Source organism: Bifidobacterium sp. WK012_4_13, assembly GCF_041080835.1.
Lineage (GTDB): Bacteria > Actinomycetota > Actinomycetes > Actinomycetales > Bifidobacteriaceae > Bombiscardovia > Bombiscardovia fermentum.
Genome location: NZ_CP129683.1, coordinates 816,367 through 840,426, shown reverse-complemented (window position 1 = coordinate 840,426; position 24,060 = coordinate 816,367). Strand labels below are relative to the sequence as shown.

The 24,060-nt window shown below is 56.3% G+C and carries 20 protein-coding genes; 12 read left to right on the top strand and 8 right to left on the bottom strand.

What is annotated here, in order from left to right:
* The first annotated feature begins 105 nt into the window (after nucleotides 1-105).
* The 5 genes from xseA to QN062_RS03350 all read left to right on the top strand — a co-directional run bounded on the left by xseA (nucleotide 106) and on the right by QN062_RS03350 (nucleotide 7,874).
* Nucleotides 106-1,377 carry an exodeoxyribonuclease VII large subunit gene (xseA, locus tag QN062_RS03370; RefSeq protein WP_369342189.1) on the top strand — a complete coding sequence of 424 codons (1,272 nt, stop codon included), beginning with the start codon at nucleotides 106-108 and terminating at the stop codon, nucleotides 1,375-1,377.
* 138 nt (nucleotides 1,378-1,515) lie between these two features.
* Entirely contained in the window at nucleotides 1,516-1,845 is a 330-nt protein-coding gene (locus QN062_RS03365) for an exodeoxyribonuclease VII small subunit (RefSeq protein ID WP_369342188.1), read from the top strand.
* Nucleotides 1,846-2,166: 321 nt separating this feature from the next.
* Complete coding sequence (locus QN062_RS03360) at nucleotides 2,167-3,435, top strand: glutamate-cysteine ligase family protein (protein WP_369342187.1); 1,269 nt, start codon at nucleotides 2,167-2,169, stop codon at nucleotides 3,433-3,435.
* Between the two features lie 380 nt (nucleotides 3,436-3,815).
* The gene (gene ileS, locus QN062_RS03355) at nucleotides 3,816-7,163 is read left to right on the top strand and encodes an isoleucine--tRNA ligase (protein ID WP_369342186.1); all 3,348 of its coding nucleotides are present in this window, start codon (nucleotides 3,816-3,818) and stop codon (nucleotides 7,161-7,163) included.
* A gap of 276 nt (nucleotides 7,164-7,439) precedes the next feature.
* The gene (locus QN062_RS03350; protein WP_369342185.1) at nucleotides 7,440-7,874 is read left to right on the top strand and encodes a GNAT family N-acetyltransferase; all 435 of its coding nucleotides are present in this window, start codon (nucleotides 7,440-7,442) and stop codon (nucleotides 7,872-7,874) included.
* Nucleotides 7,875-8,142: 268 nt separating this feature from the next.
* Here QN062_RS03350 and QN062_RS03345 read toward each other — a convergent pair whose 3' ends face one another.
* Nucleotides 8,143-9,093, bottom strand: a complete 951-nt coding sequence (locus QN062_RS03345) for an aldo/keto reductase (RefSeq protein WP_369342184.1) — start codon at nucleotides 9,091-9,093, stop codon at nucleotides 8,143-8,145.
* A 265-nt stretch (nucleotides 9,094-9,358) separates the two neighbouring features.
* Here QN062_RS03345 and QN062_RS03340 point away from each other — a divergent pair, with 265 nt between their 5' ends.
* A complete protein-coding gene (locus QN062_RS03340; protein WP_369342183.1) occupies nucleotides 9,359-10,252 on the top strand; it encodes an SPFH domain-containing protein in 894 nt (297 codons plus the stop codon).
* 297 nt (nucleotides 10,253-10,549) lie between these two features.
* On the opposite strand, the gene QN062_RS03335 is transcribed toward QN062_RS03340, so the two are convergent.
* Nucleotides 10,550-11,395, bottom strand: a complete 846-nt coding sequence (locus tag QN062_RS03335; RefSeq protein WP_369342182.1) for a patatin family protein — start codon at nucleotides 11,393-11,395, stop codon at nucleotides 10,550-10,552.
* Between the two features lie 75 nt (nucleotides 11,396-11,470).
* Between QN062_RS03335 and dapF the strand changes: the two genes are divergently transcribed.
* Complete coding sequence (dapF, locus tag QN062_RS03330; protein WP_369342181.1) at nucleotides 11,471-12,424, top strand: diaminopimelate epimerase; 954 nt, start codon at nucleotides 11,471-11,473, stop codon at nucleotides 12,422-12,424.
* Nucleotides 12,425-12,530: 106 nt separating this feature from the next.
* Here dapF and QN062_RS03325 read toward each other — a convergent pair whose 3' ends face one another.
* A complete protein-coding gene (locus QN062_RS03325) occupies nucleotides 12,531-13,202 on the bottom strand; it encodes a vitamin K epoxide reductase family protein (RefSeq protein ID WP_369342532.1) in 672 nt (223 codons plus the stop codon).
* A gap of 165 nt (nucleotides 13,203-13,367) precedes the next feature.
* On the opposite strand from QN062_RS03325, the gene QN062_RS03320 reads away from it, so the two are divergent.
* Complete coding sequence (locus tag QN062_RS03320) at nucleotides 13,368-14,249, top strand: PHP domain-containing protein (protein WP_394854681.1); 882 nt, start codon at nucleotides 13,368-13,370, stop codon at nucleotides 14,247-14,249.
* 173 nt (nucleotides 14,250-14,422) lie between these two features.
* Here QN062_RS03320 and QN062_RS03315 read toward each other — a convergent pair whose 3' ends face one another.
* Both QN062_RS03315 and QN062_RS03310 read right to left on the bottom strand, forming a co-directional pair.
* On the bottom strand, nucleotides 14,423-14,647 hold the full coding sequence (locus tag QN062_RS03315; protein WP_369342180.1) for a DUF3107 domain-containing protein: 225 nt from the start codon (nucleotides 14,645-14,647) through the stop codon (nucleotides 14,423-14,425).
* 90 nt (nucleotides 14,648-14,737) lie between these two features.
* Nucleotides 14,738-16,303 carry a phosphotransferase gene (locus tag QN062_RS03310; RefSeq protein ID WP_369342179.1) on the bottom strand — a complete coding sequence of 522 codons (1,566 nt, stop codon included), beginning with the start codon at nucleotides 16,301-16,303 and terminating at the stop codon, nucleotides 14,738-14,740.
* 83 nt (nucleotides 16,304-16,386) lie between these two features.
* Here QN062_RS03310 and QN062_RS03305 point away from each other — a divergent pair, with 83 nt between their 5' ends.
* Complete coding sequence (locus QN062_RS03305) at nucleotides 16,387-17,913, top strand: ATP-dependent helicase (RefSeq protein WP_369342178.1); 1,527 nt, start codon at nucleotides 16,387-16,389, stop codon at nucleotides 17,911-17,913.
* A 67-nt stretch (nucleotides 17,914-17,980) separates the two neighbouring features.
* On the opposite strand, the gene QN062_RS03300 is transcribed toward QN062_RS03305, so the two are convergent.
* Nucleotides 17,981-19,534, bottom strand: a complete 1,554-nt coding sequence (locus QN062_RS03300) for a zinc-dependent metalloprotease (protein ID WP_369342177.1) — start codon at nucleotides 19,532-19,534, stop codon at nucleotides 17,981-17,983.
* A gap of 220 nt (nucleotides 19,535-19,754) precedes the next feature.
* On the opposite strand from QN062_RS03300, the gene QN062_RS03295 reads away from it, so the two are divergent.
* The 3 genes from QN062_RS03295 to QN062_RS03285 all read left to right on the top strand — a co-directional run bounded on the left by QN062_RS03295 (nucleotide 19,755) and on the right by QN062_RS03285 (nucleotide 21,657).
* Entirely contained in the window at nucleotides 19,755-20,603 is an 849-nt protein-coding gene (locus tag QN062_RS03295; protein ID WP_394854680.1) for a PDZ domain-containing protein, read from the top strand.
* Nucleotides 20,604-20,712: 109 nt separating this feature from the next.
* Complete coding sequence (locus QN062_RS03290) at nucleotides 20,713-21,198, top strand: DUF3052 domain-containing protein (protein WP_394854843.1); 486 nt, start codon at nucleotides 20,713-20,715, stop codon at nucleotides 21,196-21,198.
* 6 nt (nucleotides 21,199-21,204) lie between these two features.
* Nucleotides 21,205-21,657, top strand: coding sequence for a GNAT family N-acetyltransferase (locus QN062_RS03285; protein WP_369342176.1), 453 nt, complete (start codon nucleotides 21,205-21,207; stop codon nucleotides 21,655-21,657).
* Between the two features lie 84 nt (nucleotides 21,658-21,741).
* Here QN062_RS03285 and QN062_RS03280 read toward each other — a convergent pair whose 3' ends face one another.
* Together QN062_RS03280 and QN062_RS03275 are read right to left on the bottom strand one after the other, a co-directional pair.
* Nucleotides 21,742-22,710 carry an ABC transporter substrate-binding protein gene (locus QN062_RS03280; RefSeq protein WP_369342175.1) on the bottom strand — a complete coding sequence of 323 codons (969 nt, stop codon included), beginning with the start codon at nucleotides 22,708-22,710 and terminating at the stop codon, nucleotides 21,742-21,744.
* Between the two features lie 74 nt (nucleotides 22,711-22,784).
* A complete protein-coding gene (locus QN062_RS03275) occupies nucleotides 22,785-24,026 on the bottom strand; it encodes a phosphotransferase enzyme family protein (RefSeq protein WP_369342174.1) in 1,242 nt (413 codons plus the stop codon).
* Nucleotides 24,027-24,060: the final 34 nt, after the last annotated feature.

Sequence of the window (24,060 nt, the reverse complement as noted above, 5' to 3'; positions counted from 1 at the left end):
GGGTTCTTGAATTCGAGCGATTGATGAATGCCCAGTCGCAACGGGCTCAGTCCGCCACCGCGCATAGACAACCGTATGTCCCGCAGTCGTCAGAGAGTGTATAGCATGATTCAAAGCCCATATCTGCCAGTTCATAACGATGCCACTGCCGCTCCAGCTGTGCGGGAGCTGCCCCGATTGGCGCGAGAAACGACTGCCGAGAACCCGTGGCCGGTAAGTGTGCTGAGTCAGAAGTTCCACGATGCAGTCAGCCGCTGGCCAGGCGCATGGATCGAAGGGCAGATCGTCGAGATCAACACGCGTCGAAGCGGTTCAGCCTATCTCACCGTTCGCGACAATACGGAAGACATTTCGATTTCGGTCATGGGCTTTCGCAACTTTGCCGTGATGGCTCGCGACTTTCGTCAAGGCGACAGAGTCGTGATCCATGGTCGACCGGATCTGTGGGTCAAGCAAACCCGGTTGAGCTTCATGGGAGATGACATTCGCAGGGTCGGAACCGGAGACTTGAAGGCCCAGATCGAAGAACTCCGTAAGCGACTCAAGGGTGAAGGACTCTTCGATGCCGACAAGAAAGCCGTCTTGCCTGAGTTTCCAGCCCGCCTGGGTTTGGTCTGCGCCCCACAGGCACGGGCGGAAGGTGATGTAATAACCAACGCGCGTCTGCGGTGGCCAACCATCGAATTCACCATCGTTCACGCTCACGTTCAAGGGCCTCAATGCCCGCCCGATGTGATTCAGGCGATTCAGAAGCTCGATATGGATCCTGACGTTGATGTGATCATCGTCGCTCGAGGAGGTGGCAGCTTCGAAGACCTGCTCGGTTTCTCAGACGAGGGCGTGGTTCGTGCCACGGCCGCTTGCCAGACGCCAATAGTTTCGGCAATCGGTCACGAGGATGACTGGACGCTTATCGATCTGGCCTCAGACTTGCGCGCTTCGACTCCGACCGATGCTGCAAAGAGGGTCGTACCTGACGTTGTCGAACAGATGCAGATCGTCGAAGAAGGCCAACGTAGAATTCGTGAGCGCATCCGTTCCATGGTCGAAAACGAGTCTCGGCTGGTTGATGGGTACGCGAATCGTCCAAGTCTCACGAATCCCCAGACAATGCTTGAGAAACCACAGCGTTTCGTTGACGATTCCCAGCAGCGCCTCGACATGGCCTTGCGAAGGATCATCGACGATGCGAGTCTTACGGTTGAAAAGCTTCACGCATCGTTGACGGCCATGAGTCCGCAGTCGACCTTGAACCGCGGCTACGCGGTCGTGCAGGCAGGCGATGGCCACGTTCTCGACGATCCGAAGGCTGTATCGCCGGGCGAGACCCTTACCTTGACACTGCGCCGTGGAAGCCTGCATGCTCAGGCCGTGTGACGGGGAAATGAAAGTCGAAGTGAGCTTCGACGATCAATGACATGCCGTGACATGCCTGACAGGCAATAGCCATCAACGACAATCAACGATAATCAACGATAATCAACGAATTGAAATCACTGTGAAAAGGAGAGATATATGACTGGAAAAGCTGCCAAGGAAGCACACGAGGGTGCCGCCGCATCGGAGGCTGTCAATGATGTCCAAACGCATTTGAGCGACAAGGAACGCGAAGCGATCGCAAAGCTGCCATACGAGCAGGCTCGAGATCAGCTGATTCAGGCTGTTCAGGCCCTTGAAGCCGGAGGACTGGATCTGGACGCATCCATGCGCCAATGGGAGATTGGCGAAGCTCTGGCCAAGAGGGCGCAGGACTTGCTCAATCAGGTCCGCAACAAGCTTGACGAAGCCCAGGCTCAGCAGGCAAGCGCAGGAGAATCCGCCGGGACCCAATCAAATCTTGAATGATTTCATGTTCGAGAACTCATTTCTGCGTCATTCCTGCTCCAGTTGGGCTCGATCCCTGCTCCAGTTGGGCTCCATTTCGGTTCCACTTGGGTTCGCTTGCACAGTCTGAAGACACAGTTCGCTTGCACAGTCCGAAGACACCGTCCACAGACACCGTCCGATGGCATGCGAGCGAATGCAGGCAATCGTGCCGTGATCGACCCTCTGCAAGCGAAGCTCAACGGTGGGGACATTGCCGTTCGCGCGTGCTATCCATTACTCGTATAGCTTGTTTGGCGCGTATGTCAGTGCTTTTTGAGCCTGTTCGTCTACGCTAAGGATATGAGCATAAATCGGGTTAACTACGCGCACTTACTCACCAAGCCGAACCCCAAGCATCTGGACAGCCTGATGCGGTTCTTCGACAGTGGCAAGCTGCAACCCAGCGAATTCGGCTATGGTGTCGAGATCGAGCATCTTCCCGTTCATAACGGAGACGATTCCGCGGTCACCTATTGGGAGCCCAATGGAATCGAGACGCTTTTGAAACGTCTCTCTCCGTTTTATGACAAAGAGGGGGAATACTGGGAAAATGGACATCTCGTCGGATTGAATCGTGACAAGGTCAATGTTTCGCTGGAGCCTGGAGGCCAGGTTGAATGCTCGATTGGAATCTTCCATGCTCCCGATGATTTCAACGCGACCTATGAGTCGTTCCGCGGACAGGTCGATCACATTGCTGACGAACTGGGATTCCGCCTGGTCAATTATGGCTATCAGCCAGTGACTTCATTCAGTGACATACCGCTCAATCCGAAGTTCCGGTATGAGGCGATGAATAGGTATCTTGGCCGGATCGGGTCGTATGGACCGATGATGATGCGTTGTTCGGCCTCAACGCAGGTGAGCATCGATTACACGGACGAAGGGGATTCGATCCGCAAGATGCGGGTTGGGACCGCAATAGGTCCGATCATCGCGTGGTTCTTGCGCAACGCTCCCTACTTCGAAGGTCGGGAGAATCCGTATCCACTGCTGCGTCAGCGCATGTGGGACTTCATGGATCCCCAGAGAACGGGAATCATGCCTGGGCTGTATAGCCCCAATTTCTCGTGGGAAACTTATGCAGTCGATGTGCTCAGCACGCCGCTGCTGTTCGCTGACCTGACGCACACCCCCGAAAAGAAGGATTCCGTTCCCGATGGTCATGTGATCGCGTGGCACGAGAATGCCGCAGAAATATACCCCGACCGTGCACTCAACCAATACGAGATCAACCACGTTCTTTCGATGCATTTCAACGATGTGCGCATGAAGAACTTCCTGGAATTCCGCCATTGGGATTCGTTGCCCGAGGACCGTGCGCGCAGACTTGTCGACATCATGTTCTCGCTCTATTACAACGCCGAGAATCTCGGCAGACTCACCAGCTACTTCGATGGATTGACGCAATTGGATGTCGAGGCGGCAAAGTCCGCCATTCAGGCAAACGGCGCAGAGGCGACTCCGTATGGTCAGCCCATGGAATTCTGGCAGGAGTTCCTTGGCCTCGAGGGATTGCTTTCTGACACGCCAGGAGACCAGAGACATCCTGATGTGTTCCAGGCATGACACTGATTTGAGATTTTGACCGGCCTATCGTACTCGATGCTCACGGCTGGCGAGATTTGCGGGATGCCTTGGCCGAAGCTGCGAGCATAGTGACGCAACGCTCGCATGCAGGTGTTATCATTGTCGGCTGTATGGCATTGATCCGTTATCAGCGGGGAGTCACCGGAAGAAAGTGCAGGGTGTCGTCTCAGACGCTGCTTCGGCAGCGGCATCGCACTGTGCATGATTAGAACCGGCGGGATGGCCCGAATAGCCTGATTCAAGCGGTCACGCGTCTCAGTTCCGTGTGCGTGGCAAGCGGGGTGGTACCGCGGTGACAACGAGCAATCGTCGTCGATCGTCCTCGTAAGGTGGAAAGACCTAGACACGAGGAGATTGCGGTGAGTGATACCACAGAATCAACCACACATGATTCAGCCAATCAATATCCAAAGGCAAGCGCCTCGGGAGATGACGCACGAGTGGCGCCAAATCCAAGCTTTCCCGATTTGGAACAGCATGTTCTGAAGTACTGGGACAAGGACGACACCTTCGAGAAATCAATCGAGCACAGAAGCTCAGGAGAGCACTTCAACAACGAGTTCGTCTTCTTCGACGGACCGCCGTTCGCCAACGGTCTGCCGCATTACGGCCATCTGCTGACCGGCTACGCAAAGGATGTCATCCCGCGCTATCAGACCATGAAAGGCCACAAGGTCAACCGCGTCTTCGGCTGGGACACCCATGGCCTGCCGGCCGAGTTGGAGGCACAGCGGGAGCTGGGCATCGAAAGCGTCGATCAGATCGAAGAGATGGGCATCGCCAAGTTCAACGATGCCTGCCGCCAATCCGTGCTGAAGTACACCGAAGAGTGGAAGAGCTACGTGCATCGTCAGGCTCGCTGGGTCGATTTCGATCATGGATACAAGACGCTGAACACGACCTATATGGAATCGGTCATCTGGGCCTTCAAGCAGCTCTATGACAAGGGACTCGCATACCAGGGCTATCGAGTCCTGCCCTATTGCTGGAATGATCAGACGCCGCTGTCCAACCATGAGCTGCGCATGGATGCCGATGTGTATCAGGACCGTCAGGATCTGACCGTGTCGGTCGCCGTCAAGCTCAGGGACGAGGACGATGCGTATGCCGTCTTCTGGACGACCACGCCATGGACCGTCCCGACCAATTTCGCGATCGTCGTGGGCGCAGACATCGAATACAGCGAGCTGCTTGCGGTGAATGGACCGAACGCCGGCAAGAAGTTCTACATCGCTTCCGCCCGCGTCGAGGACTATGCGAAGGAATTGGGTGAGGACTACCAGCTCGTTCGCACGCTGAAGGGCTCGCAGATGGAAGGCTGGCGCTATTGGCCCGTATTCCCCTATTTCTCTGATGACAAGGCTCTGGCCGAGGGTGGCGCACCTGGCCCGAATGCCTACCAGATCTTCACTGCTGACTACGTCGACACCGTCGAGGGCACCGGACTCGTGCATCAGGCTCCCTATGGCGAGGACGATATGAACACGCTCAACGCCAAGGGCATCAAGTCGGTGGATGTACTCGATGCAGGTGCGGTGTTTACTTCGCAATGCCCGGAATACGAAGGCTTGCAGGTTTTCGACGCGAACATGCCCATCATCCGTAACCTGCGTGCCGGTGACGGCCCATTGGCCAGCATCCCTGAGAAGCATCGCGCAATCCTCTTCCAGGAGAAGAGCTACGTGCACAGCTATCCACATTGCTGGCGCTGCGGCAAGCCACTGATCTACAAGCCAGTTTCCAGCTGGTTCGTATCGGTCACCAAGTTCAAGGACCGTCTGCTGAAGAACAACCAGCAGATCAACTGGATTCCCGAGAATGTGCAGGACGGCCAGTTTGGCAAGTGGCTGCAGAATGCCCGCGACTGGTCCATCAGCCGCAATCGTTTCTGGGGCTCGCCGATTCCGGTCTGGGTTTCGGACGATCCAAAGTATCCTCGAGTCGACGTGTATGGTTCGCTTGAGCAGCTGAAGGACGACTTCGGCCGCTATCCGACTGATGACAAGGGCAATGTGAATCTGCACCGCCCATGGATCGATGACTTGACGCGCCCCAATCCAGACGATCCGACCGGCAAGTCGCATATGCACCGCATCACCGACGTGCTCGACTGCTGGTTCGATTCAGGTTCGATGCCATTCGCCCAGTTCCACTACCCCTTCGAAAACAAGGAATACTTCGAGCAGCACTTCCCCTGCGACTACATCGTGGAATACATCGGTCAGACCCGCGGATGGTTCTATCTGCTGCACGTCATGGCGACCGCACTGTTCGACAAGCCGGCGTTCAAGAATGTGATCTGCCACGGCATCGTGCTCGGTTCGGACGGACAGAAGATGAGCAAGCATCTTCGCAACTATCCCGATGTGAATGGAGTGTTCGACAAGTTCGGATCAGACGCGATGCGCTGGTTCCTGATGAGTTCGACGGTGCTGCGCGGAGGCAATCTCGTCGTGACCGCCGATGGCATCCGTGATACCGTGCGCCAAGTCATGCTGCCGGTGTGGAGTTCGTATTACTTCTTCACGCTCTATGCCAATGCGGCGAACAAGGGCCAGGGATTCAACGCTCGCCGGCTCACGCCGGAGGAGGTCAAGGATCTGCCCCGCATGGACCGCTATCTGCTTGCTCGCGCTCGCAAGCTGGTGCTGGAAACCGAAGGTTCCTTGAATGACTTCGCGATTGCCGATGCCTGTGCTTCGGTGAGCGAGTTCATCGATGTGCTTACCAACTGGTATATCCGCAACACGCGCGACCGCTTCTGGGCTGAGGATTCCAAGGCATTCAACACGCTGTATACGGTGTTGGAAGTGTTCTCGCGCGTTCTGGCTCCGTTGGCTCCCATGGAAGCCGAGGAAGTCTGGCGTGGTCTGACTGGCGGCGAATCGGTGCATTTGGCTGACTGGCCGTTCGTCGTAGATGAGAAGTCGGGTGAGGACACCGATTTGGGCAAGGTGCTCGTCGCCGATGACAGGCTTGTCGCAGCGATGGAGAAGGTGCGCGAAGTCGTTTCGAGCACGCTGAGCCTTCGCAAGGCGAAGCAGATTCGTGTTCGTCAGCCGCTGAGCAAGCTTACGGTTGTGGTTGAGAACGTTCTGGCCTTGAAGCCATACGAAGAACTGCTGAAGAGTGAGCTCAACGTCAAGAGCATCGTGTTCTCCACCTTGGAGGATGCTTCGTCGAAGGGACTGAAGATCCTCCATGAGCTCCGCGTGAATGCACGCGCCGCTGGTCCACGACTTGGCAAGAAGGTGCAGTTCGCAATCAGGGCCTCGAAGTCCGGTGCCTGGCATCAGCAGTCTGATGGTTCGGTTGTCGTTGAAACGCCTTCTGGCGATCTGCCACTGGTAGATGGCGAATATGAAGTGCTCAATCAGGTCGAGGAGAAGGACGCGAGGGAAGAGGCAAACTCCGTGTCGACTGCCTTGCCCAATGGAGGCTTCGACATTCTCGATACCGCGTTGAACGATGACCTGGTGGCCGAGGGTTATGCGCGTGACGCCATCAGAGTCGTTCAGGATGCCAGGAAGGAAGCTGATTTCGACATCTCAGACCGTATCAGGCTCACGATGGACGTTCCAGCCAAGGATGCAGACAAGCTCGAGCAGTTCCGCGATCTGATCGCACGCGAGACGCTTTCGACGGACATCGAGATCCATGCAGACGAGAAGGCCGAGGAACTGACGGTCTCAGTCATTCGCGCCTGACATCATTTGAATCGGATGGGGGCATCGTGCGGACCAGAGTGTCTGCGCGATGCCCCTTGTTGTGTCACTGAGCCTTGTTGTGTCACTGAGCCTTGTTGTGTCACTGGGGCTTCGTTGTGTCGATAAGCTTCGTTGTGTCACTAGGCGTTGCTTGGTATCTGAGCGTCGGCCGTCAGAGGATCCGGAACTCTGAGGCACATGTCATGGCGTGCATGGGGAAGGGGATGCGAAGTCGTCGCAGCCTTATTGTGGTTGTGGGTGGAGTAGAGTGCAGACATGACGATTCTGATGGCTGACGATCTGATATTGCGACCTTGGCGGGCGAATGACGAAGCCGAGGCACAGGCGCTTTTCCGCTATGCGAAGGATCCGGAGATCGGACCATCCGCTGGGTGGAACACGCATGCGGATGTGCAGGAGAGCGCGGCAATAATTCGTGATGTGCTGTGCGGTGCCGAGAGCTACGCGATCGTTCTGAGAAAACCCGATGACAAGGAACTGGCTGACATGCCCATAGGATCGATTTCACTGCAACCGGTGCCGGACCAGGTCTTGCATCATATTGCGGCCTTTGAATCCTGCGAGCCAGGTAACACGATGGAGCTTGGATTCTGGATCGGCAAGCCGTTCTGGGGAAGGGGACTCGTCCCACAGGCTTCCCGTGCGCTGATCAATCACGCCTTCGACGACCTGCATCTCAATGCGGTATGATGCAGACATGACGTCGAGAATGTCAAGTCAGGACGCGCGCAAGACAAGATCGGCTTCGAACGTGTCGGCGTGATGCGGCACATCCATATGAGTCTGCTCCCCGGCGATGTCTATCGGGACGAAGAACTCCGAAGAATCACCAGAGAGCAGTGGGAGAAGCGTTCTCAAGGCTGAACGTGCGAAGCGTCAAGCGGCGGGTGCGCATGTGTTGAGAACGGTGCGCATGCGTTGAGAACAGCGCAGATGAGTTGAGAACGGTGCGGATGCGCTACTTTTCAGGAACGGCGGCAGACGCCTTGTCAAGCGTCGACAGTTCGTCGGCGGACAGGTCGAGCTTCGTGGAGGCCAGAAGCGCGGGAAGTTGCTCGGGAATTCGTGCCGATGCGATCGGGCCCGCAATCTGAGGCTGGTGACGAAGCCAGGCGAGTGCGACGGTTGCGATGGCCACGTCATGCGACTTTGCTATCTCGTCCATTGCGGCGACGACTTCCAGACCTTCCTGTGAGAAGTAGCCCTTGACCATGCCTTCGCGCTGCTTGCCCTTCAGATCCTCCTCGGTGCGATATTTGCCGGTGAGGAAGCCGGAAGCTAGGGCGAAGTATGGAAACACTGCGAGGTTCTCCTTCTTGGCCACTGGCAGAAGGTTCGTCTCATAGTTCTTGCGGGTGACCAGATTATAGTGAGGTTCGAGCGCCACAGGCAGGGTGAGGTCGTTCTCGCGAGCGATGCGGAACCATTCCTCGATGCGTTCGGCGGAATAGTTCGAGATGCCCACATAGCGGACCTTGCCTTCCTTGACGAGCTTGTCGAAGGCGGCGACGGTCTCTTCCAATGGTGTCTTGTCATCATCGAAGTGTGCGTAATACAGGTCAATCACATCGGTACCAAGTCGAAGCAGCGAAGCGTTGGCTGCAGCCCCGATGTTGTCTGCGGAAAGACCTGAATACTGTGGATGCTGCGAGACCTTGGTCGCGACCAGGACCTTGTCTCGTTTGCCGCTCGTGGCCAGCCATCGACCGAGGATGATCTCGGACTCTCCGCCGGAATGGCCCGGAGCCCATGCGGAATATACATCTGCGGTGTCGATCAGATTGCCGCCTGCGGCGACGAAGTCGTCCAAGACGGTGCGGCTGTCCTGTTCGGAGCTGGTCCAGCCGAATGTGTTGGATCCCAGAACCAGAGGGTATATCTCAGTGCCACCATTGCCTAATGTCGCCATGTGCGAGTCCTTTCATAGAGATAATCACTGCTATCCATTTTTAGCTATGTGTCGCGGCCGGTGCAACATGGAGCCGTGAATTTAGCCATTAGCACGAGGCAGCGGTCAATGTCGCAGCCAGCCGTAGCTAGTCGCAGCGAGTCCTATCAAGTCGCGAGCGAGCCGCTCTGCCTCTATGAGGCTGAGCTGATATGCTCGTAGCTGGGAGAAGGCTGATGCCCGTCATCTTATCGGCATCGGCATCAACGATTATTTTGGAGAAGCTATGACTGGAAGCCTTATATCTACGATTATTCTTATAGTGCTCATTCTCGTGCTGCTGTACGGTTCGCTATATGTCGTTCCGCAGCAGCAGGCCTACATCGTCGAGCGCCTGGGAAAGTTCAAGAAGGTGACCTACGCCGGATTGCATGTGAAGATTCCGATCGTGGATCGCATTTCGATGAAGACCAACATGCGGGTGAATCAGCTCAGCGTCAAGCTCGAGACCAAGACGCTTGACAACGTGTTCGTCACCGTGGTCGTGTCCACGCAGTTCCGAGTCAATCCAGAGAACGTCGCGACTGCATACTACGAGCTGAGGGATCCTGCCGGGCAGCTCAGATCATACATCGAAGACGCACTGCGAAGCGCAATCCCAGGTCTGAAGCTTGACGATGCCTTCGCTCGCAAGGATGACGTGGCTTCGGATGTGCAGAAAACCGTCGGCCAGGAAATGTCCAAGTTCGGATTCTCAGTAATCAAGACCTTGGTCACGGCAATCGATCCATCTCAGCAGGTCAAGAACGCGATGGACTCCATCAACGCGGCCCAGCGTGAGAAGGAAGCCACCCGCGAACGTGCGCAGGCTCAGCAGATTCAGATAGAGACACAGGCTGCCGCAGAGGCTGAACGCACTCGTTTGCAAGGCGAGGGACAGGCCAACTATCGTCGCGAGATTGCGAACGGCATTGTGGACCAGATCAAGAGTCTGCAGGGTGTTGGCATGAACATCGCCGATGTGAACAATGTGGTGCTGTTCAATCAGTATCTCGATGTCGTTCGTTCGCTTTCGGAATCGCCTAATGCCAAGACGGTGGTGCTCCCGGCATCGACTCCTGGCGGTTATAACGAGCTGTTCAACCAGGTCACCCAGGCGACTCTGACCACTCAGAAGTGACGTTGGGGCTGAGATTCTTCGATCGCCGGTCAGAATCGCATAATTCTGTCATGTCGACGTGCACATGAAGGGTTGAAACTCACTCTTATTCACGAGCGTTCAAGTTTTTGGCACTTGTCAAAGTATAAAAGCCGAATAATTGGCTTTCTAGGGTCTCGATTTCAAGGAATTCAGCCCGGAATACTTTGACAAGTGCCAAAAACTTAAACGCTCGTCGAAAAGGGCCACACGAATCAGTGAAGGAACCGGAATCCTCGGCGGGGCTGAAGGCTTTGCCGCGCTTAGTGTTTGTCGCCCTTAGTCTTTGAGGAACGATGGGATTGCCGCGGCGGCGGCGTATCCCTTGCGATACATACGTTCGAGGCCTTCATACCGTTTGCTCAGCGTATCCAGACCGCACAGGTCATCAGGTGCGAGAATGAGCACGGAGCCATCCTCGGCATAATTCTTGGCCAGAGCGACTTCATCGTTATATGTCTGGTAGCGGTTCAACAGACGCTCTGCCGCATTCGGATATGTCCTGCGTAGAATTCTGGCAGGCATGATGTCCTTGTGCTGCTCGCGCAGCACATCCTTCTGGCGGGTGAGAACGAGCACTATTCGGTCGTTGCCGTCGTCAATTGCCTTCTGGACTGGGACTGGGTCGGCGATGCCGCCATCGAAGTATGGAACGTCCATGTATGCGTAGGGCTCGCAGGCAACTGGCACTGCGGACGATGTCTTGAATATGTCGTAATGGTCCTGCGTAATCTCAGACTTGTCGAAATAGACCGCCTCGCCGGTCTCGGCGTTGCATGCGACGACCGTCAGCGCGCTGGGATTGTTCTTCAGTGCCTCAAAGTCCATTGGATCCTCGCCATCATGATTCGACAGTGTGCTATACACATAGTCGAGGTTGACGAAGTTTCTGTCTTTCAGAAAGTTCGTCGCGCTGGCATATTCCCGGCGGAAGGCATATTGCGTGTAGAAGCGATGCGTGCGCCCTGGTTGTTTCGAAAGGAACGAAGCCAGATTGGCGCTTCCAGCGGAAACGCCATAGCAATGATCGAACGAGATGCCGCGTTCATCGCAGAAATCAAGGATGCCAGCGCCAAAAATAGATCTGAATCCTCCACCAACGTCAATGATTGCAGTACCGGTCATCTCTAACTCCTTTTTCCCTTTAGACTACACAGGGTAGCGACCACGGCGGTCTTCGCGTCGCTCTAGTCTACATACATGAGCGTTCCCGACATAGTCTACAAAGGCCACGGCACAGGCAATGATTTCGTTATCTATGCCGATCCGGATGGTAGGTATGAGCCCACAGCGAAGGAAGTCCGGCGTGTCACTGACCGTCATTTCGGCATCGGGGGAGATGGGCTGATCAGGCTTGCGCACCCCCAAGACGTTACCGATCTGAGTCCCGAGATGGTTCGCACCATGCAACGCAACGGGGTGAAATGGTTTATGGACTATCGAAACGCTGACGGTTCCCTTGCACAGATGTGTGGCAACGGCACGCGCGTTTCGGCTTTGTTCGCGCAGATGGTCTCCTTGGAATCGACGGCGGTCGCATCGCAGGACTTCATTCTTGGAACTCGCGCGGGAGTGAAGTCGATACGTGAGGTTGCGGACGATCCGATTCTCGGAAAGAGTCTGTTCCAGGTTGACATGGGACCTTGGAAGGTCGGCGTGCATGACCGGTACGCCGTCACGTTGCCTGGCACCGAGGGGCTTGGAAGAGGTACGTTCGCCGACCTGGGCAATCCACACATCGTTGTGGTGACGCAGAATCGCACATCAAGCCCCGCACTGCTCGAACAGGCGAAGCTTTCGTCACTTGGCGATGTCGCCGACTTGGATTTGACCAAGACCCCCATGGTGGAACCGATTCTGGAAGATGGACAGAATGTCGAGTTCCTTGATGTGGTTATGATCGATGAGGCCTCGGACCATGGCATGGCAAACATGCGTGTGAACGAGCGCGGTGTCGGCGAAACGCTGTCTTGCGGCACAGGCTTGTGTGCGAGCGCTGCGGTGCTGCGCAGCCTCACCGGTATCAATCATTGGACGCTTGGAGTGCCGGGAGGCAAGCTTCGGGTCGATGTCGAGACGGACAGGGTCCTGCTTACCGGGGCGGCTCGAATCGTAGCTAGAATCGAGCTTGGTGACGGAGCTTTGCAGATTTGACGTTGTCAAGGAAGGTTCATGGGTCGAGGCATCTTTCGCAAGCCTGACATGCAGGCTTGCGCCTCGGTATTTGCACCTCTGCATGAGCTCGGTGCGCGAAGCCTGTTCAGAAGATTGCGGCGCCTTTGTCGATGAATATGAGCGCGACCATTGCGACTATCCACAGCACATCCACCATGAGGTCGAAGTGCAGGCGATAGTAGTTGACCAGCCCCTGTGCCAGACCTTGAAAGCGTTGCGGATCGGGGATATGCTGCACGCTTACCGTTGCATGGCTCAGAGCCATGAACTGAATTGTCGTGGCGAACATCAGGCACAGGCACCATGGGCACAGGGCATCGATGACGAACATGGATTGTGAGAAGAGCCAGTATGCGTAGAGAAAAGCGGCCAATCCTCCCCACCATGTGGCAATCGAAAACCAGCGGGGGACCCGTGCGTGGGCCAATCCCAGGACAGCCAGCGTTATGAATACCGATTCTGCGGCAATGCCGAAGAATGCGTTGGGAAAGCTCAGCGTCCCGAAGTGAACGATTTCTGCCTGCCAGGATTGCGCCACCGTCGAGCATGAGACGACGGCATTGACGTCGCAGCTGAGCTTGGCATTGGGATGCCTTGCAAGTTCAAGAGTCTCTCCGGAAAGTATGAATGAGACGACAAGTGCTGCGACTGATGCGATGAGCATGACCAGATATGTCCATGTGGAGCCATGCCTCCAGCCTGCAAGTCTGTCGAATGGGCTGTCTGCCGACACTATCGGATCATTGGAATTCGACAGTTCCGCGGCGCTGGCGCCGTTCGTGGGCGCGTTGCGGCGATTGCCCGCATTCTGAGCGTCATCATTTGAATTCGTGGCCATTCACAATCCTTTACCTATGATTTTCGAGACACGGGACGACTGTCTCGACAGCAATATCATGATTCTATGCCTACGATGATACGTATGAGCGAAGGAAACGAATCATTCTCCGCGGATGCCCGATGGGATCTGCACTGCCATACGCAATTCTCCGACGGGACACATACTCCGACGGAATTGGTAAGACAGGCGAAGGAGAGTGGACTCCAAGGAGTCGCTATAACGGATCACGATACCTATGCAGGTTGGGATGAAGTGGCTCAGGCCTCCCGGCGTTATCGATTCCCGGTGATCCGAGGTAGCGAGATAACCGCATATGATCGACGGACTTCGGTCCACATGCTTGCATATCTATATGATCCGAACAATGAGACAGTGATCGATATGTTCGCGACGACCAGACAGGCTCGTCTGAAGCGGACACGAAGCATGGTCGAGTCAATGGCGCAGGATTATCCCATCAGCTGGGAAGCGGTGCTTGCCCAGGTGGGGGAGGGAGACAGGACGACGGTGGGTCGGCCCCACATTGCCGACGCACTGGTCCATGCGGGTGTCTACGGCAACAGATCCCAGGCGTTTGCTGGGATATGCTCGTCTGACAGCCCTTATTACATCCCGACTCCCTCGCCGTCGACCCACGAGGTGATTCGCTGCGTTCATGCTGCCGGGGGTGTGGTGGTCATTGCCCATGCGGGCGCTGTCGCACGCAATCCGGAGCTGCTGTCAGATGAGCAGATCGAGACGCTCATATCCGAGGGGCTCGATGGACTTGAGATCTGGCATCGCGATAATTCGTCGGAACAGAGGGAGAGACTTTCGCAGATTGCCGTCAAACATGGGCTCATCATGACCGGTGGTTCCGATTGGCATGGCAAGGGGAAGCCGAATCGGCTGGGTGAGAATGCCGCGTCAGGCATCGTCGCATCTGAAATCGTCAATCGGGGATGCATCCCGCTGCTGCCTTGACAGACATGTCGATCCTGTGCTTCTTGCAGTGGGGGCAATCCGCACAGCTGACTGCTCAGCATGGTCTGTCTGAGGAAGTCCCGCGAATCGCACCCCGAGGAAACGGGATGTAAGTCCATGGCTCTGACGGCGTGGGGGAGTTCAGTCTTTTCCTCGCTCCCGACGTGAATGGATCAGAGAGCTCCAAATCCGACTGGATGGGCTATGTCTGAACCAATGACGGCATAGCCAAGCGCATCGGTTGGAATGACGATGCGACGGCCGCGATTATCTGTCAGATCGATCGGTTTTTTGTCGGCGACGGCAACGTCAATTGCCTTCGAGATGTCGTCAGCGGACGCATCGACGGTGAAGTTGAGCGCTCTGGCGACGTTTCTGATGCCGATTTCGATATCCATGGATTCCTCCGAATCATATGTGCCGTTCGAGGCCTGTGGTTGTTCATGCGATCTTTTCTCGCACAAATCCGTCTCTCAGGCATTCTATTGTCAGCTGTTGTCTTTCGCCTCACGATGTTCGCCAACAGCATCGTGCAGCTCCTGAATTGGGATGATGATAGTCTCCTGGCTTTCACGCCGCGAAGCCGTGCTCTCGGCGGCGTGAACGATTACGGTCGGATGTGAATCCGCTGCATGCCCTCTACCATCGGATCCCGTCCCATTGAATCCTGTCCGACTGGATCCTGTGTCATTGGACTGAGTCCCGTCGGATCCAGCGGACTCTTCGTCAAATGCGGATTCGTGAGCTTTCCCGTCCGGCGGGAATTGCTCTGAAACCGGGAATTTGACCGAAGAGGCGGAAGCCTCGGTCGGCTCACTGGGCACCGGGCGGTACGCATGCTCAACCGTATGGTCATTAGCTGCCAATTCTTTCGGCCCACCCATATCCCCAGGTCTCTCAGATGGGTTCAGGCCATCATCCGCATCGAGGGCGTTGTGCGAGGCCGATTCGCCATCGTTCGTATCATTGCGACGAGGAGCGCCGGAATTGTCGGATACCGCGTTGCGGGAAGCGTGCCGGGCCTCATGGCCTGCGCCGTCTTCCGAGGCAAGCAGGGAGCCGACGGTTATGGTTGAGGGCGCAGCGGCGTTTGGATCGCGATGTGCCGGGATTCTCTGTGATTCCACGCTTTTCATCGCCAGTTGGTGGGCAAGCCGCTCGACCTCCGCTCGGAAGGTGACGATGGCATCGTTGTCGGCACTGTCGAGAGCCTTGATCAGGTCGCTGACCTTTTCCATCTGAAGCCACAGATTGGCTCGGAGCATGATGAGCGAGTCCAGCCTTGAACCCATCATGCGTCCATAGGAGGAGAGCAGCGCGTTTCTATGCTGCTCGTCGAGTTTGGCAAATATCCAAGCCAAGTCCCGGGCGGGATCGTTCATCTGCATATTCTGCCAGTTATGGATTCCTGTGAGATTCGACCCGTTGAAAATCACATCGCCATCGTTGAAGCCGCCGTGTACGGTGCACGTGTTGAAAGACCACAGTCCCTCTGTCTTGACGATCTGCGCCCAGCTGGAGGTTATCTCGCGTGGAACGTGGCCTGCCTTTGCAAGAGTGCGGATCCAGCCTGTCAGCTGCCTTTGAATCTGTTCGGTGCTGTAGCAGGGATACGATTCATCCCTGAGAAAGTTCGTGCGCATTCTATGAATCGCACCTATGGCTGTGCCCATGGCCATGCATTCATCGATCGTGAGCTCGCCCAGCCTACGTGGGTTGCCGTCGCAGTGCGATGTCATGACCACCGCCGTCATGCCTGTCGCGGCGTCCTTGTCGTCCCCGGCCGCATGCGAAAGAATGCGTTCAATCGAGAAGCCAAGCCCTGCCGTTTCTCTCGCCCGCGTCAGCGCCATGGCGGCATTCACCCGAGATGCCAGTATTTTCTTGCCCTGAGGCCTGCTTGCGGCGATAACGTCATAGAGTCTGCCCGAGGTGTCACGTATGATGGCACTGCGGATTCCCGCCGAGACATCCTGGCTGGAAAGTCGCTCGCATGCGCTTATTCCAGACACGGCGATGCTCGGCATGGTCGCCGATGCCAATGCTGCCAGCATTAGGTTGCTTTCAATGGTCACGTTTCCACAGTAATACACACACGCCACCAGATGAAGTCTGCCATGCTGAAGACAATGGAAGTGTGACGACATTGCACACAGATAATCCTCGCGACAACGAGATTCTCGAGTCGCTTGACGACGACCAGTTCAAGGCTGCTTCGACGATTGACGGCCCTGTGAGGATCATTGCAGGTGCAGGTGCGGGAAAAACGCGGACCATAACGCATCGCATCGCATATGCCTGTTCGATCGGTGCCTGGAACCCTGCAGAGACCCTGGCCGTGACCTTCTCGGTCAAGGCTGCGGACGAGATGAAGGCCCGGCTGCTTCGGCTGGGAGTCGATGAAGCCGTTCAGGCTGCGACTTTTCACTCCGCGGCATTGTCGCAGGTCCGATCGGCTTGGTATGAGCTGAGCGATGCTCCTTTCCCGCAGATCATCGACGATGCAAGGGCCGTGCTGTCCACGGCGCTGAAGCGTGCGGACGCGACGATGGACATGGATCCGATGCAGATGAGGGACATTCTCTCAGAGATAAGCTGGATGAAGGTATCGTTGATCGCTCCCGATGACTATGTTCGTGTCTGCGCCGCATTGCACCGCATCCCTCCTGCGAATCTCGACCCTGAGGCCATGGCGGCGGTCACGGTTGCCTTCGAGCATGAGAAATCGAGTCGCAATCAGATGGATTTCAATGACATTCTGCTCATCGGCTGCAACATCATCGAACGTCAGCCGGAGATAGCGGAACATATCCGCTCCCATGCCCGACACGTGACCGTCGACGAATATCAGGACGTTTCGCCACTGCAGCATCGTCTGCTGCAGCTGTGGATGGGTGAAGGCAGATCCATATGCGTGGTTGGCGATGCCGCGCAGACGATCTATTCCTTTGCCGGAGCGAGCAGCTACTATCTTCGTCATTTCGCAGAGGAATTCGGACCGTTGTCCGCGGATGTTCAGCTGAATACCGATTACCGGTCCACTCCTCAGATTGTGAACTATGCCAATATGGTGCTTTCCGGCAGTCCAGAAAATGAGATGTATCTCACGCTTCGGTCACCGAGGAATGGTGGCAAACGGGTGAACACCGTCGTGTTTCCTGATGATTCAAGTGAAGTCCAGGCAATCGCGCAGCGCATCATGCGAATGATGCGCAATGGACACGACACAGCTTCGATAGCGATTCTGACGCGTGTGAATGCCCAGCAGCGCGCAGTCTGCGCGGCGCTGGCCGAGCGGCACATCCGCTATCAGGTCCGTACGGATTCAGGATGGCAGAGCTCGCAGGTGCATGTTCCGGATGTGACCGGCGCCGAAAGACATGACCAATCGAAGGTGCTTGAGAACGCATCGAAGCTGGTGACGGTCTCAACCATCCATGCGGCCAAAGGTCTCGAATTCGCCCACGTCTTCATCATCGGCTGCTCCGAGGGACTCATTCCCTTCTGTTCCGGCGAGGAGGAAAGCCTGGAGGAAGAACGACGTCTCATGTATGTCGGAATAACCAGGGCAGAGGATGTGCTCACCCTCTCGTTTGCAAGAACCGCCCGAGCTGGAGGGTACACCGAGCGAAGACCCAGCAGATTCCTGCTCAGAAATCGCTGATGGCCGATCCGGCCATGTTCCAGGCTGGAAGCCCGCACATTCACCTAGGCGATGTCGAATGGGGAAGTCACTTCGTGCCTGGATCGGCATCATTTCCCGAGGAGTCGTCTGAGGGCTTGTCTTGCCCATCGCCTGAGTCGTCCTGGTCGCCGCCTCTTTCGGAACCCGCCTGTCCTGTGTCTCCCTGCTCAAGAAGGTTGCTCAGCTCGGCATCCCAATCAATGGTGCTCTTCGTCGCATAGCCCATATCCGCCTGTGAGGATGCGCCTGAGTCCGGGGACGTGGCAGCGGTGTCATCAACCTGCTCCGATGGAAGGGATGGCAGCATGTCGGGATGGTTCCATTTCGAGTCGCGGAGTTCCTGGCCGCCTTCGACGGTAAGCCTCTCCCAAATCTGCGAGGCCTCGCGCAGACGCTTCGGGCGAAGTTCCAGACCGATAAGCGATTCGAAGGTCTGCTCCGCAGGCCCTCCGACCGCGCGTTCCCTGCGAATCATCTCACGAAGCTGCTCGATGTGCGGGATGTGCGCCATGCCAGCGCGCCACACGACGCAGTCGACCCAGCCTTCGACCAAGGCCAGCATGTCTGCCAAGCTGTGCAGAGCCTCCTTCTGCTCAGGAGTGTCGGAAGCCGCAACATTGGTAAGGTTCACGGCACCGGCAATCGATTCGGGATTCATGTCTGTCGCATCTCGAAGTTGGTCTTCCATCGCATCGAGGTCGATGGTGATGCCACGTGCATACTTGCCGATCAGCGCCTCGAATCGTGGCATCAGCCATGGCACCGACGCATAGAGACGGGCGTAGGCCTGCTCGCGCAATGCCAGGAAGCCCATGACCTCATCCACGTCAAGCTCGAGCGACGTGGCATATTCGTCGATGTTCTGAGGAATGAGTGCACCCGCAGGGTTTGACTGCAATGCGATGCCCTGATCGTAGCTGCCACGGATCTCCTTCGCCAGTTTGCCCGCAGCCTGGCCAAGCTGCATCGAGAAGGATGTGTTGCCCAACAGTTTCATGAGCGTTCCTGGATCCTTGAGATTCTCAGGAATCGGAATTGGGACTGGACCAGCGAACATGCCTGAGACCTGACTTTCGAAGGAATCTCCAAAGCGCTCGGAGAAAACCGAGGAAAGGGCGTCGTTCATGGATTGAACCACCGGAGCTGCGAACTGAGCCCATGCCTCGATGGTGTTCTCCAGCCAGCCATCTCGGGTGAGGACCTGCGTCTCGCCCGGTGCAGGGTTGAAGTCGCTGACCGCATCAAGCCAGAGTCCGGACGCGCTGATGGCTTCCCGAGCGGTCTGGGCCTCATCGGCGGTCACAGTGCCCTCTGCACCTTCGGAAGCAATGGTGCTTGCCGCAATTGACTTTGCCAGATCGGTGTTTACCGGACCCTTTTCAATCGTTCGTTCCACGTCGCCCGCAGTGTTCAGACCGCCTGCCGAAAATGCCTTGACGAGTGACTGCACTTCCTCTGGCTTGGGAAGTCCTGCAGCGCCCTGCGACAGAATCTGATCGCGGACCTCTTCCGGAAGCTGAGAGAACTGCGCCCAGGCAGCCTCTCCCTGTACAGGCCCAAAGCACTGTATAAGCCATTGGTGAATTGCATTCTCGTCCATAGCGCCCATCCATATCAAAGTGATTTGTGATTCCCTGTGCTGACTAGATTACACGTCTGTGATTGGCGGAGTTCCCAGAGAACAATCAGAGAACTCGACAGTGGTGCTACGCGTCCGTTCGCACGTTTCGCAAGGAAAGCCCAGATGCGCGTATCCGTCCGTTCATGTCGGTGTTTTCAATAGTATTAGAGCTATGAGCTTTATGCAGGGGAAAGTTTCAATGTCAGCCAAAGGCGCATTGAAGGCCGTTCGTGCGCGTGGTGGCGACTATTTCGCCCATCGCTCGCCTTCGTATCTGATCGGAACCGTAGGGTTCCTGCTCGCGGTCATCTTGCTGCTGATGCCCTCGCCATACGTGGTGGAGACCCCAGGGCCTACCCAGAATGTGCTGGGGAAGTCAGGCTCGACATCCGTCATCAGCGTCTCAGGTGGAAAGACATACAAGGACAAGGGGTCATTGCTGCTGGTCACCGTGAATGCCCAGGGAATTCCTGGCTATCCGGTCACCAACCTGCAGGTTCTGGCTTCCTGGTTCAGCAGGAGCGCCGATGTCATTCCGAGGGAAGCCGTCATACCTCAGGGACAGACGCTCGACGAGTATGAGCGGCAGAACAAGTCGCAGATGAGTGGCTCGCAGAGTGCGGCCGAATCCCAAGCGCTTGCATTCCTGAAGAAACAGGGCATCGACACGTCCGGATACGCCATCAAGATGCATGTGGACAACATCGGTGGCCCCTCTGCAGGGATGATGTATACCCTGGGCGCGATCGACATGCTGACTCCGCAGAATGAGTCGGGTGGGAAGACCATAGCGGGCACCGGCACGATGGATTCTGCCGGGAAGGTTGGCGCCATCGGAGGAATCAGGCTCAAGATGCTTGGTGCACGGCGTGACGGCGCCACATGGTTCCTCGCCCCTGCATCGAACTGCGATGAAGTGGTTGGGCATATTCCTTCAGGGTTGCATGTCGTGAAGGTCTCGACCATCGCCAATGCATATTCCTCGCTGGTGGCCATCGGTCAAGGCAAGGGTGACACGCTGCCGCAGTGCGCCGTCTCGCAGAAATGAGCATGCCGCGACCCGATTGCAACGATGCGTGAAAAAGGCATGAATATGTTGAGAAACCGACGTTTCCAAGGCATTCGCGTAGGTGATTGCGTATGCCTGCATTCATATTATGACCATTTTCCGTTGCACTGACGCTTATTGTTTACATTCTGTTCGCCACTCTTGTTATGCTGGGGGCGTGGCTCAAACGACTACCAGGAAAGCAGAAGAATTCGGATTCCACTCTGGAAACATTGTTCAGGAGTGGTTGTGGGATGACGATGTCGATGACGGCATCCGCTCGCAAATTGAGGACGTCACTGGCGAGGACCTAGTTGATGAGGACTATGATTCGGCCGTCGATGGCGTTGTGATTTGGTGGCGGGATGGTGATGCCGAAGACGATTTGGCAGATACCATTGTCGATGCGTATACCGTATTGGGTGATGACGGTCCCCTGTGGATTCTTTGTCCGAAACCAGGCCGAACTGGCGCCCCCAGTGCGAGCACTGTGGAAAATGCGGCGAAGACTGCCGGCATGAACGCAGCGATGCCACTCACTGTTTCGAAGGATTGGAATGGTGTTCGGTTGAGCGCGTTTGGCAAGGGTCGCTGAGACTGTATGGAGTGGCGTGATAAGACACTCGATGAGTTGAGCGCATTGGAGCTTTTTTCTTTTGAAAGGCTGCGCATAGATGCCTTCGTCGTCGAACAGGGGCATCAGTACCATGACCTGGACGATCACGATCTTGAGGCCCGCCACGTTTTTCTCATCGATGGTCCAGATAACAGGACTCTTGCCTATGCGCGCATCTTTCGCGAGAAGGACCATGTGACCTTCGGACGTGTCGCGACCTCCCTTGCCGTACGCGGCAAGGGGTATGGCTCCATGCTCATGGATGCGGTCCTGACATCATGCGCGGAGCATTGGCCCAACCTCGACATCCTTATCAATGCCCAGGTGCAGGTCATAGGGTTCTATGAAAAGCAAGGCTTCGAAGCCTTCGGAGACATATTCTCCATCGAGCACACCCCCCACCGCCACATGCTGCTCAAGGCTGCGGAGAGAAAATAGCGGGGGTGTGGCGGCTTGCCGAAGGGGATTTGCATCGGCACAAGGGCAGCATTTCCGGCTCTCATTTCATGCGAGACCGCAGTCCTATCCGATGTCTGGAAGGGACATGGGCGAGGGAAGAGGGTCATTCGATTGCGGCAGCAGGGCGTTCGTGACGCAATTGCCGTTCAGCGCATCGACTGCCTGCTGTAGGGATACGCTCATGTGGTGATACTGATCCATCCAACGCACGTAGGAACGGACCATGGCGATGTCTGCGGCTCCCCAGTTGCCATTCGCGTCGAACCATGATGGCAGCACGGCATCGATGGATGCCGAGATGACATCCGGATCTATATGGCATAACGCTGGTTGCAGCGCATCGACGCCTGCGGCATGATCCTCGCGAACCATCGCATACCCTTCCTGCGTGGCAGCGATGAAGTTGCGAACCATCTCCTGATTTCGCTCAAGAAATTCTCGGCGGAAGCAGACGTAATAGGAATGGTGGGGAGCGACGCCTATGGAGTCAAACGGAATCGTGCGAATCTGCTCGAAGGGCTCGGAGCCCTGGAATGGCTCCCACCATGCGACGTTGATGAATGCATCGCACTTGCCGCGTTCGACGGAACGCATGTCTGGCTCCCATTCGCCTGGGTCGATGGTCGTGACCTTCGAGAAGTCGCCGCCATCCTTGGTCACAGCCTGCTCAAGCTCGGTTCGCAGCCTTGCGACGCCCATCGGGACACAGACTCTCTTGCCCTCCAGGTCGCGGAAGCGAGTGATGCCAGTCGAAGCATTGGTGATGATGCCGCCAATCTGACATTGGTTCATCACGGCGACGGATATGAGAGAGGCCTCTCCCTGCTGATGGAACAGCAGCTGATTGAGCCGCACGAGTGCGATGTCGCATTCGCCACGAGCCAGAAGATATGCTGGATCGCCGCGGAAGAAGTCACCGCTGGTGAATTCGACATCCATGCCCTGCCTCTGGTACAGACCGCGCTTCCGCGCCAGATACATTCCTGCATGATTCGTCCAAGGATGCACATATTCAAGTCGAACCTCTATCATGATTTGCCCTTCTGATTGGTGATATTGGAAAATTCCTGTGTGGAAATGGGTCTTTACTGGCTGCCGTTGGGCGCCTATTCGCTCAGACAGTCCCGTATGGAGTCAAGAAGCGCCCGTCCCGGTCCTGTCGAGAACCAGCGGGTGTGCGCGAGAAAGCAGACATCGTAGCACCATGCCGCATCGTCGAGCCGATGAACGCCATCCATATAGTATTGGAGCCAGTTCAAGCCTGATTCGGCCTGACATATGGCAAGGAGCTCTGGCAGAATCAGCTTTTCCGCATCCTGCAGAGGTCTGTGGCTGCAATATCCGCGAATGATGGATTCGGCGATATCTGGCCGGCATGCATCCTCGTGACCATCCATCACGGCAACCCATTGAATCGCATGGCGTTCGATGGCCATCGCCAGGTCGAAGACTGCCGTATTCCGGTCCGCCAGACCGAAGTCGATGACCGTTGACGGCGCGTTGCCAGTCCACAGAAAGTTCGAGGTGTGCGGATCGCCATGCGTCCATTGACGATGGAGCTGCCCGTAATGTGCCGCGACCTTACCTGCGTATGGCTGCACGATGTCCAAATCATGAGAAATGTCTCGATTTGTGAGACGAATGTACCTCTGAACTGCTGGACGCCTGGCGACCCAGGATTTCCACGATGCATGGATGTCGTCCGAGGCAAAGAGCCCGAAGGTGTTCGACATGCCGTTCGGCCGCATGCGCGGTTCATCGAAATCTCTGGACGCGGCATCGATCTTCGCCACGGATTCGCCGAGATTCCTGGCCTCTTCAAGCGTTTTCGGAGGATCCCAGCTCAGAGCCTTTCCATATCGGTCCTCGCCGGTCGATGCCATATATGCTTCATATGCAGCGTCGGCAGTGATCGCGACGGTAGCTGTCTGTGGATTGACGCTGTGCTGTTGAGCAACGCTGAGCTGTGGATCGACGTTCAGCATGTCGGTGTTCCCCAGCTCTTCCATCGCAGTAGGAGACACAGAGGCCTCGGGGTTGAAGCGCAGGAACCGCGGGGTGGAAATTCCAGAATGAGACAGAAACTCGGCGTAACGGTGGTATGGCGCAATGGTCTCCACATCACGGACCGTGCGCGAATAGCGCTTGATGAACACCAGACCCCGATCTGTCCGGATCAGCGATGCGGCAGATGTGGGGCGCCCGCTATGGGAGACGATTGACCTGGCACGAAGCGGCTGATCCAAGGCATCGAGAATTCGTTGCGATTCCATCATTTCGATGTCCGGCCAGCGTTGTGCGACGATTTCTAGCTGCGGATTTCCGTCAGAGTCCAAAGGTATCCCCATTCCAGTGCGTTTCGGGCCGTGATGGTGATTCGTT